We start from the raw sequence: 10062 nt of genomic DNA, 5'->3' as shown, positions 1-10062 counted from the left end.
GCGTGGTAGCCGAGGCTTCAAGCTCGTTGGAGGCCGCCGACACCGTCTCGACGATCTCGCCGATGGCGCGTTCGAAGCTGTCGGCGAGCTGGTTCGCGTGCGCCTTGCGCTCGGCCTCGGTGCGCGCTTCGGCTTCCTTCTGCTCGGCCTCGAGGCGCTGCCGCTCCAGGGCATGGACCTTGAACACCTCCACGGCGCCGGCCATATCGCCGATCTCGTCGTGGCGGCCGATGCCGGGCACCTCGGTGTCGAGCCGGCCACCGGCCAGATCCTTCATCGCCAGGGTCATGGCGTGAATCGGCTTGGTGATGCGCCGCGCAATCACTACGGAAGCGAGGATCGTCACCAGCAGCACCAGGGCAGCGGCGATCAGCGAGCGCTGCATCGCTCCCCAGGTCTGGGCCTCGAGGTCGTCGATATAGACGCCGGTGCCGATGATCCAGCCCCAGGGGCCGAAGCCGGCCACATAGGTCAGCTTCGGATACGGCTGGTCGGTGCCGGGTTTCGGCCAGACGTAGTCGACGAAGCCGCTGCCGTTGCGGCGGACGGTGTCGACCATCTCGGCGAACAGCATCTTGCCGTTCGAGTCCTTGGCGCCCGACTGATCCTGTCCGATCAACTGTTTGGCGATCGGATGCATCAGCATCCGGCTCTGCATGTCGGTAATGAAGAAGTACTCGTTGCCGCCGTAGCGCAGTTTGGCGATGCGGTCCTGGGCGCGCTTCTGCGCCTCGGCGGTGCTGATCTCGCCGCGCTGGGCGGCGTCGTATTCGTCCTTGACGAAGCTGACCGCCAGCTCGGCGAGGTGTCTCAATTCGATCTGTTTCTGCTGCTTGAGGCCGGTCGCCAACTCGCGGGAGTCGAGCAAGGTGATGCCGAGGAGGCCGAGAAAGCCGAGGCCGATCAGCGCATAGATTCGGCGGCCGATGGTCATGTGCAGTCGAGACAGCATTAATTGTGCTCCGGTACAATTACTCGTGCAGCCGGCTTCGCAGCCGGTCTGTGCGCAGTGCAATATCGGTGGATCGTGTCGCAGGCCGCGCTGCGCGCCCTGCGTCTTGCCTTGCGTTCCCCTGGAGCCGCATCGGTCCGCCGATGCCGATCCGTCCCGATCCGCCGGGCGCGCATGCGCAACGCCGGGCGGACTCGGATGAGGAGATCCCTGCCTGCCTGTCGGTGTCGGCAAGCTCGACCGCTGCAACGACCAGGTAGCAGGACCAGGATTTCCTAAAACCATGCGTTCCAAACACTATCGTTTTAGTAAAGACGGGAGGTAACTAATAAGCTGACTACGCAACTTTTGATTGAGTAACGTGCACCAATCTACACAGGAGTACCGCAAGGAGTTCCGTCGCACCTAGGTATTCTACGAAGTGATACGTTTGGTCGCACGGCTCGCGATCGGCAGCGAAGGAAATCCGACTTGGTCCCGTATTCCCGACATCGGCCCGCTTCCGCGGGCCTGGCTCCGAACAGGAAAGGATGTCGTGATGTGCAAACCGATCCGGACTGCGGCGCTCGCCATCACTGCGCTGCTTATGCTCGCGGGCTCTGCGGCAATTGCCGCGCCTCTGGCGCCTGCTGCGCGCCCAGCAGTGGTCCCGGCTGCTGCGGCGCTGCCGATCGAGGCCGTAGCCTGCGTGCGCGGCGGCTGGCGCGGCGTCGGGGTTTATCCCGGCTGCGGCTATTACGGCCGGCCGCGGTACTACAGGCCTTATCCGTACTATGTGGCTCGGCCCTATCGGGTGCCTCCGGTCTATGTCGCACCGCCGATGGTGGTCGCTGGGCCGGTCGTGGCGCCGGCGCCGCGGCGGTGCTGGATCGCCGGCGCCTGGCGGCCGTGCTGACAGCGTGCCGGCCGTCATCGCAAAGCTGGCTGCCGGCACCGCGGCCAGCGGCCTGCGCCCGGTGAGCCTCGAGGACGACAGCGACGAGGCGTTGATGGCAGCCGTGGCGGCGCGGCGCCAGCAGGCGTTTCGCGTGCTGATGACGCGTCACATGCCGCGCGCCATCCGCCTCGCCCAGCGCATCGTTCGCGATGCCGCCGAGGCCGACGACATCGGCCAGGAAGCGTTTCTGCGGGTCTGGAACAAGGCATCCTCGTTCGATCCCGCGATCGCCCGGTTCACCACCTGGCTGTATCGGATTGTGCTCAATCTCGCCTTCGATCGCACCCGCAAGCCGCGGCACGCGCCGATCGAAGATGCCGCCGAGGTGGCGTCGGCGGAGCCTGCCCCGATCGAGACTCTGATCGCTGCGCAGCAGCGGCGTCTCCTGGAGGCGGCGCTGGCGGAGTTGCCGGAGCGGCAGCGCGGTGCGATCGCGCTGTTTCATATGGAAGGGCTGTCCGGCGAGGATGCGGCGCGCGCGATGAGTCTCAGCCCCAAGGCGTTCGAATCGCTGCTCGGCCGCGCGCGGCTGGCGCTCAAGAAAGAAGTCGAAAGACGTCAAGACGACAGGAGGCGGGCATGACGCTCGATCAGTTCAGGGATTTGGCCGACGTCTGGGGTGGCGACATTGAGCGCTGGCCCGCGGAGGTGCGCGGCGCGGCCCGGGTACTCGCCGCCGGCGATCCTGGTGCGGCGGTGCTGCGTGAGGCCGCTGCGTTCGACGCGCTGCTGGCGATCCCGCCTGAGGTGGCGCCGGCGCGGGCAGGGCGGGTCGCGCTGGGTGTACTGCATCGGATCGGCGCCGGCGAAGCGCGCGAGCCTTGGTATCGCCGGCTGCTGCAGCCGGCCTCGCTGCTGCCGGCCGGAAGTCTCGCCTGTTCGGCGCTGGTCGGCATGTGGCTGGCCGGCACGCTGCCTTATCAGCATTCGCAGGAAGCGCTCGCCGCGGTCGACGCGGTGTTCGATTCTTCGGTCGTGACGCTGTGGAGCCCGCAATGAGGATGTCGTTCGGTCGCTTCACCGCCGGGCGCTGGCTGTTGCTGGGCTCGCTCTGCCTCAACGTCGCGCTCGGCGCCTATGTGGGCGCGCAGTGGCTGCGCCCGCAGTGGACGCCGCCGCATGCGGGGATACCGATGCGGCTGATCGAACGCGTCGCCTCGCGGCTGCCGCCCGCCGATGCCGAGATTCTGTGGCGCAATTTCAACGCCCGGGAAGCCACGCTGAAGCCGTTGCAGCGCGACTACGTTGCGGCGCTGCGGGACACGTTGAATGTGGCGGCGCAGCCGGAGCTCGACAAGGCGGCGCTGCGTGCCGCTGTCGAGAGCACCCGCGACAAGCGCAGCAAGGTCGGCGACGCGATGATCGACACCTTCGTCGAGACGCTGGAGCAGATCTCGCCCGAGGGACGCCGGCAACTCGCCGGCGGGCTGTTTCGTTGAAGCGCGGCGCGAAGGATCGGGCCGGCTCGAGGGTATCAACTACATTCGCCTCGACGGCGTCCACTTCGAACCCAAGGATTCGCCATGGTGCAACGAATGAAGACTTCGCCCCGCTCCGGCCACCCCGCCCCGCTGTTTCGCGCGCCTGATGTTCTGGTGCGGGCGACGCTCGCTGCCGCCTGCGTCGTCGCCGGTCTGATGCTGACGCTGCAGATCGCCAGCGCGCAGGACAGAGGCGCTGCGCGCGAGGCCTGCAAGGGAGATTATCAGAAGTTCTGCAGCGGCGTGACGCCGGGTGGCGGTCGCATCAAGAAGTGCCTGAACGACAATTTCAGCACGCTGTCGGAGCCGTGCAAGCAGGCGATCGGTGGTGCCGGCAAGTGATCTCGTTCGGCGGGGGCCGGCCTTGTCGCGGCGCGGCCTTCTGCCCGGTCATTTCTTGCCCTTCGCCGCCGGCTTCGGTGCCGGCTCGGGTTTTGGAGCGGGGGCGTTCTCGGCCGCGGTGGTGATGTCCTCGCTCAGCTTGGCGATCCGCGCCGCGTTGCTGCCGAGGTCGCTCTCGAAATAGCGCGACGACGAGCGGATATCGATCCTTGTGCCGTCGCCGTCCGGCCGTAGCCGGATCACCACGTCTTCGGGCAGGCTCAGGATGGTGGTGCGCGCCACCGCCTCGATATGGCCTTCGCGCTTCGGCGGCTGCGGCGGGCGCTCGTCGACCACCCGCCATTTCCGCCGGTTCACCAGTTGCAGCACGATGTCGTAGGCGCGCTGCACCGGCAGTTCGATCTGAATCGTCTCGATGTTCGGGTAGGCGGCGCGCTGCCGTTCGGCCGAGTACAATCCGGCATAGACCGCGGTGTTGACGTCGTCGCCGACACGCAGCCGCGCCAGGGTTTCGAATTTCGGTGGGTCGATCGAATCGGTGGTGATGTCGTGAATCGCCGGCAGGGTGCGATACTGCCAGCCGAGATAGGCCGGGTAGGCTAGGATCAGCACGTCGAGCAGCAGCGCCAGCAGGATCCGCGGGATGCCGCGCGAGCCGTTCTGCCAGATCGCCGCGAAGCCTGCGAGCGCCAGCAGGATCGACACTCCGGCGAGCGCCAGCGCACCGAACCAGGTCGCCATCGCCGGGCGCATTTCGAGAAAGCCGAATCGCACCACCCCGATCGACACCAGCGTCGCCACCGCGGAGAACACCGCGAGATTGCGCGCCCAGGTCGCGAGTCCGGAGACGGGCTCCTTGTGATAAGGAGCGTAATATCTGCGCGCCATCGCCTCACAGCCGCCGGGTTGATCGCGGCAGAGATCGCGCCGCAGGAGCCCCCGTTGAGATCACGGGCCGCAGCCGAATTCAAGGCCGGAGACCGAACCGGCTGTCTGCCGAATGAGCCGGGCTGTGCCAATCCGATTGCCGTCCGGCAGGGCTGCGCATCGCCATGCCCGCATGCGGATTGCTGCATGATCTGACCTCTCCCCGCTTTTGGCGGGGAGAGGTCAGCAAGGTGACTACGCCGCCGCGCCCGGCAGCGTGTAGGTCTTGAACTGATCGCGCAGCGCGGTCTTCAGGATCTTGCCGGTCGCGGTGTGGGGGATCGCTTCGACGAATACGATGTCGTCGGGCATCCACCATTTGGCGATCTTGCCGTCCATGTACTGCAGGATCTCGTCCCGGGTGCAGGTGACGTCGGGCTTGAGCTGGCAGATCAGAAGCGGGCGCTCATCCCATTTCGGGTGATACACGCCGATCACCGCGGCTTCCGCCACCTTGGGATGGCCGACCGCGAGATTCTCCAGGTCGATCGAGGAGATCCACTCGCCGCCGGACTTGATCACGTCCTTGGAGCGGTCGGTGATCCGCATGTAGCCGTCCTGGTCGATGGTGGCGACGTCGCCGGTGTCGAAGAAGCCGGCATCGTCGAGGATCTCGCTGTCGACCCGGTAGTACTTCTTGGCGATCGCCGGGCCCGATACTTTCAGCCGGCCGAAGGTCTTGCCGTCCCAGGCGACGTCCTTGCCGGCGTCGTCGGTGATCTTCATCTCGACCCCGAACGGCGGATAGCCTTGCGTCGCCAGCACGTCGAGCCGGGCGTCGCCGGTGGTCTGGTCGAACGGCGGCTTCAGCGTCGCCAGCGTGCCGAGCGGGCTCATCTCGGTCATGCCCCAGGCGTGGCGGGCCTCGGCGCCCATGTCGACGAACGCCTTGATCATCGAGCGCGGCATCGCCGAGCCGCCGCACACCACCATCTTCAGATGCGGCAGCGTCAGCTTTTCCTTCTGCATGTATTGCAGCAGCATCAGCCACACGGTCGGCACGCCGGCAGTGTGCGTGACCTTCTCGGTCGACAGCAGCTCATAGACGGACGCGCCGTCGAGCTTGGCGCCGGGCATCACCAGCTTGGTGCCCATCGACGGCGCCGAGAACGCGATACCCCAGCTATTGGCGTGGAACAGCGGCACGACGGGGAGCATGGTGTCGGCGGCGCGGGTGCCGAGCGCGTCGGGGTTGTTGGCCATCAGCGCGTGCAGCACGTTGGAGCGGTGCGAATACAGCACGCCCTTCGGATCACCGGTGGTGCCCGAGGTGTAGCACATCGCCGCCGCGGTGTTCTCGTCGAAGGTCTTCCATTCGAAGTCGCCGTCGGCTTCCTTCAGCCACTCTTCATACGCGACCGCGTTCTTCAGCGTGGTCTGCGGCATGTGCTCGGCGTCGGTGAGCACCACGAAGCGCTCGACGCTCGGGATCTGGTTGGCGATCTTCTCCAGGATCGGCACGAAGGTCAGGTCGGTGATCATCACCCGGTCCTGGGCGTGATTGACGATCCAGGCGATCTGGTCCGGAAAAAGCCGCGGATTGACCGTATGGCAAATCGCGCCGATTCCCATAATACCGTACCAGCATTCCAGATGCCGGGCGGTGTTCCAGGCGATCGTCGCGACGCGGTCGCCGAGCTTGATGCCGGCGCGGTCCAGCATCTGGCTCACTTTCAGCGCCCGTTGATGGATCTGCGCATAGGTGGTGCGGACGATCGGTCCCTCGACCGAGCGCGTCACCACCTCCTGGTTGCCGTGGATCCGGGCCGCGTGCTCGATGATCCGATGACACAGCAAAGGCCAGTCTTGCATCAGTCCAAGCATTCGAAATTTCCTCCTGTTCGTTATCCCCTTGGGATTGGTGCCGACTTTAGCGCTTACCCGCTTTGCGGAAAACGGTCTTGTTTTCAGGCGCTCCGCGGCAAAGCGCCATTTTGGACGATGCTGATCGCGCTGGTTGTAGGCGGGGCGGCGTCCGCCGCGGCGCGGGACATCGTACCGCTGCCGAAGCCGCGTCCTGCTGCGGCGCCGGCGCCGGTCGAGCGCGGAACGGCACCGGCCGACGACGAGTCCGCGCCGGATGCCGCATCGCCGGAAGCTGCACCCGCCGCTGCGGCTGAAGCGCCCGCGCCCAAGTCGCCATCGGCGTGCCGGGTGGCGCTGACCGAAGCGATCGCGATCGCGCCGAGCATTCCCGACATCACCGGGCCGGGAGCCTGCGGCGGCACCGATCTGGTGCGGCTCGAAGCGGTGTTACTGCCGGACGGCGGGCGTGTTGCGGTGTCGCCGGCCGCGACCGTTCGCTGCGGCATGGCGCGGGCGCTCGCCGACTGGGTGCGGGCCGACATTGCGCCGCTCGCCGCCTCGCTCGGCAGCCGGGCCGCTGCCCTGGACAATTTCGACGCCTATGAGTGCCGCGGCCGCAATCGCGTGCGCGGCGCCAAGCTCAGCGAGCACGGCCGCGCCAACGCGATCGACCTGCGCGGCTTCAAGCTCGCCGACGGCCGGATGATCTCGCTGACCGACCGCGAGGCGCCGCGGCAGGTGCGCGAGACCGTGATGCAGTCGGTGTGCGCGCGCTTCACCACCGTGCTCGGCCCGGGCTCGGACGGCTATCACGAGGACCACATCCACCTCGATCTCGCCGAGCGGCGCGGCGGCTACCGGATGTGCCAATGGGAGCTGTACGAGGGGCTGCCGACGATCGCCCCGGCGATGCCGCTGCCGCGCCCGGCCGAGGCGCCGCCGCGCCAGGTCGCAGCCGACGACGACCGCGCGCCGCAGCAGGCGGCGCCGCCCCGGCCCGAGGCCGTCGAGCCGGCCCCGGCCGAGGCGGCCGAAACGGAGCAGGCCGAGCCCGCTCCGCCTCCGCCGCCGAAGCCGGCCAAACGCGCCAAGCCCAAGGCCGCCGCAGCGAGGCCGGCCGCCAACAAACCGATCGATCTCACACCCTCGAATTCGCCGGCCGCAAAGCCGCCGGCTCGCAGCAAGCCGGCGCAACCACCGACCTGACCTCTCCCCACGCGCGGGGAGAGGTCGACCGGTGAGCGAAGCGAAGCCGGTCCGGTGAGGGGGCGCGTCCGCAACGCCGAGCCTTTGTGCTTGCGTCCGCCCCTCACCCCAACCCTCTCCCCGCGAAAGAGCGGGGAGAGGGAGCTCTCAGTGCCCGATGCGCTGCCCAGCTCGGCCGCGGATCAACGCGCAGCACCGACACGGGCGCCAACACCAGATCTCTGCGCAATAAAAAAGCGCCGGCGAACCGGCGCTTTTCGAAACTCTGGCGCGATGAGCCGCGTCGCGGTTATTGCGTGGCGGTGCCGCCGCTGCTGCCCTGCAGGGCCATCTTGGAATTGAACGGCGAGTCGCCGTGCTTCGGCTCCAGAACCACCACGATGGTGCCCATCTTGGCCCGGTTGTACAGGTCGATGACGTCCTCGTTGGTCATGCGGATGCAGCCCGAGGAGATCGAGGCGCCGATATATTCAGGCTGGTTGGTGCCGTGAATCCGGAACAGGGTGTCCTTGTTGCCCTGGTACAGATACAGCGCACGGGCGCCGAGCGGATTGTCGATGCCGCCGGGCACCGAGGCCGGCAGGCCTTCGATCCGCTTGTGGATGTCCGCGGTCGGAGTCCACTTCGGCCATTCGGCCATGTTGCCGACCCGGGCGATGCCGGAGAACGCCAGCGCCTCTTCGCCGACGGTCACGCCGTAGCGGATCGCCTTGCCGTTATCGAGCACGTAGTACAGAAAGTGGTTGTCCGAATCGACCACGATGGTGCCGGGGGCTTCCTTGCGATGATAATCCACGATCGCGCGGCGAAACGGCTCCGGCACCGACACCTTGGCGTAGCGCGCCTTGGCGAGTTGGGCCTTGTCGTTAGGTTTGAGGTTGGCTTCCGGGGCGGCCTGGTAGGTGGTCTGCATGCAACCCGACAGCAGCAGGCCGGCGAGGGCCAGCAGTCCCAGCTTGGTTCCGTTCAACGCCATTCTGAATTCCAATCACGATCTGGCGCACGTCGGCACGCCGGGAGGCATCGCAAAAATCAACGATTCTTGTTGTTAGTATCTCGCAAACCGTCCGGTTTGCCAGCACTACGGCGAGTGGTTCGTAACGAGATGCCGGCGATGTTGCATTTCTGCCGCATAGAATCCGACGCCCGGTTAATTTTCGGGCAACGGTTGTGGCGCCAGGTGCGACATTGTCATGTCGCTGCCACGCCATGGCCACAAAATGCATGGGAGCTCGCGCCGTCTCCGAGTTCCCTTCCTGCCGGCGAGCTGTGATCCGCGCCTCGCCACCTCTCCTTCTGTCGTCACCCTGCCTGGAGCGCCCATGCTTGCATTCTTCGTCCCCGCCGATGCCACCCTGAAGCGCGCCACCGCCGAGGATCTGGTGGCGCTCCCGGAGGCGACGGTGTGGGTCGATCTCGATCGGCCGACGCCGGACGAGGACAAGGCGGTGGAGCGGTTGGCGCGGGTCGAGGTGCCGACCCGGGAAGACATGCAGGAGATCGAGATCTCCAGTCGTCTCTATATCGAGAACGGCGCCCGTTACATGACCGCCAGCTTGATGTGCGGCGCCGATACCACCTCGCCGCGGCTGTCGCCGGTGACATTCATTCTGGCCGGCCGCCGGCTGGTCACGGTGCGCTACGACGAACCGCGGCCGTTTGCGGTGGTGGAGAGCCGGCTGGCGCGGGCGCCGGGGTCGGGCGCCAGCGGCGAGAGCGTGCTGATGGAACTGCTCGATGCGGTGATCGACCGCTGCGCCGACATCCTGGAGCGCGCCGGCGCCGACGTCGACGATGTCAGCCGCGACATCTTCGAGCCGGAAGGGGCCGCCCGCACCGGCCACCCCAAGCGCTATTCCGACATCCTGATTGCGATCGGCCGCAAGGGCGACCTGGTGTCGAAGGTCCGTGAAAGCCTGGTCTCGATAGGCCGGGTGGTGGCGTTCCTGTCGGTAGAGGGCGACGGCATCAAACGGCCGAAGGAGATGCGCACCCAGCTCAAGACCATGCAGCGCGACGTGCTGTCGCTGACCGACCACGCCAGCTACCTGTCGAACAAGATCACCTTCACGCTCGATGCGATGCTGGGTGTCGTCAATCTCGAGCAGAACAACATCATCAAGCTGTTCTCGGTGATGGCCGTCGTCCTGATGCCCCCGACCCTGATCGCGTCGGTCTACGGCATGAACTTCCGGATCATGCCCGAGCTCAACTGGGAGCACGGCTACCCGATGGCCCTCCTGATGATGCTCTGCGCCGCGATCGGGCCGTACATGTTCTTCAAGTGGAAGAAGTGGTTGTGAGCCGGAGAGGCCCGGCTGCCGCTTGAGTGTAGCTCGTAGTCCAGAGCGCGCGTTGCATCATGTGCAGCTCGCCGCAGGCGCTCTGCGATACTTGGTCCCCTCCACCTG

At 66.7% G+C, this 10062-nt stretch carries 11 protein-coding genes; 7 read left to right on the top strand and 4 right to left on the bottom strand.

Translation table 11 applies throughout. The features are described from left to right. On the bottom strand, positions 1 to 952 hold a 952-nt coding region (locus DU475_RS21375; RefSeq protein WP_164633261.1), incomplete at its 3' end, for a cache domain-containing protein. A gap of 538 nt (positions 953 to 1490) precedes the next feature. Here DU475_RS21375 and DU475_RS24400 point away from each other — a divergent pair. The 5 genes from DU475_RS24400 to DU475_RS21355 all read left to right on the top strand — a co-directional run bounded on the left by DU475_RS24400 (position 1491) and on the right by DU475_RS21355 (position 3712). Beyond that, positions 1491 to 1847, top strand: coding sequence for a hypothetical protein (locus tag DU475_RS24400; protein WP_246700385.1), 357 nt, complete (start codon positions 1491 to 1493; stop codon positions 1845 to 1847). A gap of 4 nt (positions 1848 to 1851) precedes the next feature. Next, on the top strand, positions 1852 to 2472 hold the full coding sequence (locus DU475_RS21370) for an RNA polymerase sigma factor (RefSeq protein ID WP_234713364.1): 621 nt from the start codon (positions 1852 to 1854) through the stop codon (positions 2470 to 2472). Beyond that, a complete protein-coding gene (locus tag DU475_RS21365) occupies positions 2469 to 2888 on the top strand; it encodes a hypothetical protein (RefSeq protein WP_013504311.1) in 420 nt (139 codons plus the stop codon). Before DU475_RS21370 ends, DU475_RS21365 begins: the two co-directional genes overlap by 4 nt. After that, a complete protein-coding gene (locus tag DU475_RS21360) occupies positions 2885 to 3328 on the top strand; it encodes a periplasmic heavy metal sensor (protein WP_013504310.1) in 444 nt (147 codons plus the stop codon). Before DU475_RS21365 ends, DU475_RS21360 begins: the two co-directional genes overlap by 4 nt. Before the next feature lie 96 nt (positions 3329 to 3424). After that, a complete protein-coding gene (locus DU475_RS21355; protein ID WP_234713365.1) occupies positions 3425 to 3712 on the top strand; it encodes a cysteine rich repeat-containing protein in 288 nt (95 codons plus the stop codon). Positions 3713 to 3760: 48 nt separating this feature from the next. Here the strand turns inward: DU475_RS21355 and DU475_RS21350 are convergent, their stop codons facing one another. Beyond that, positions 3761 to 4600 carry a DUF1499 domain-containing protein gene (locus DU475_RS21350; protein WP_013504308.1) on the bottom strand — a complete coding sequence of 280 codons (840 nt, stop codon included), beginning with the start codon at positions 4598 to 4600 and terminating at the stop codon, positions 3761 to 3763. Positions 4601 to 4834: 234 nt separating this feature from the next. Continuing rightward, positions 4835 to 6463, bottom strand: coding sequence for a fatty-acid--CoA ligase (locus DU475_RS21345; RefSeq protein WP_047308930.1), 1629 nt, complete (start codon positions 6461 to 6463; stop codon positions 4835 to 4837). Between the two features lie 117 nt (positions 6464 to 6580). Between DU475_RS21345 and DU475_RS21340 the strand changes: the two genes are divergently transcribed. Further along, positions 6581 to 7651: an extensin family protein gene (locus tag DU475_RS21340; protein WP_047308931.1), complete on the top strand. Its 1071-nt coding sequence runs from the start codon at positions 6581 to 6583 to the stop codon at positions 7649 to 7651. 289 nt (positions 7652 to 7940) lie between these two features. Here DU475_RS21340 and DU475_RS21335 read toward each other — a convergent pair whose 3' ends face one another. Next, on the bottom strand, positions 7941 to 8627 hold the full coding sequence (locus tag DU475_RS21335; protein WP_013504305.1) for a L,D-transpeptidase: 687 nt from the start codon (positions 8625 to 8627) through the stop codon (positions 7941 to 7943). Between the two features lie 346 nt (positions 8628 to 8973). Here DU475_RS21335 and DU475_RS21330 point away from each other — a divergent pair, with 346 nt between their 5' ends. Continuing rightward, positions 8974 to 9954: a magnesium transporter CorA family protein gene (locus DU475_RS21330; RefSeq protein ID WP_047308932.1), complete on the top strand. Its 981-nt coding sequence runs from the start codon at positions 8974 to 8976 to the stop codon at positions 9952 to 9954. Positions 9955 to 10062 lie beyond the last annotated feature (108 nt).

Source organism: Rhodopseudomonas sp. WA056 (assembly GCF_010906995.1).
Lineage (GTDB): Bacteria > Pseudomonadota > Alphaproteobacteria > Rhizobiales > Xanthobacteraceae > Rhodopseudomonas > Rhodopseudomonas palustris_G.
Note: the sequence above shows the minus strand (reverse complement) of the source record. Positions and strands in the feature narration are given on the sequence as shown.